Here is a 613-nt window from a genome sequence, read left to right on the forward strand (position 1 = left end):
AGTCGGTGGCGATCAACACCATGATCCTCTCGCTCCTCTACCGGATGAAGCCGGAGGAGTGCCGCCTGATCATGGTCGACCCGAAGATGCTGGAGCTGTCGGTCTACGACGGCATCCCGCACCTGCTCTCCCCCGTCGTCACCGACCCGAAGAAGGCGGTCATCGCCCTCAAGTGGGCGGTGCGCGAGATGGAGGAGCGCTACAAGAAGATGTCCAAGGTCGGCGTGCGCAACATCGACGGGTTCAATGCCCGGCTCGAGGAGGCGCGCCTGCGCGGCGAGGTGCTGACCCGCACCGTCCAGACCGGCTTCGACCGGCAGACCGGCGAGGCCGTCTACGAGAACGAGGAGATGGACCTCTCCCCGCTGCCCTACATCGTGATCGTGGTCGACGAGATGGCCGACCTGATGATGGTGGCCGGCAAGGACATCGAGGGGGCGATCCAGCGCCTGGCGCAGATGGCACGCGCGGCGGGCATCCACCTGATCATGGCGACGCAGCGTCCGTCGGTGGACGTGATCACCGGGACGATCAAGGCGAACTTCCCGACCCGGATCAGCTTCCAGGTGACGAGCAAGATCGACTCGCGCACGATCCTGGGCGAGATGGGCGC

1 protein-coding gene is annotated in these 613 nt (G+C 65.7%); it reads left to right on the plus strand.

Annotated elements, in window-relative coordinates:
- On the plus strand, nucleotides 1-613 hold a 613-nt coding region (locus MKK60_RS19785), incomplete at both ends, for an FtsK/SpoIIIE domain-containing protein (protein ID WP_279604173.1).

This window comes from Methylobacterium sp. J-092, assembly GCF_022829325.1.
GTDB lineage: Bacteria > Pseudomonadota > Alphaproteobacteria > Rhizobiales > Beijerinckiaceae > Methylobacterium.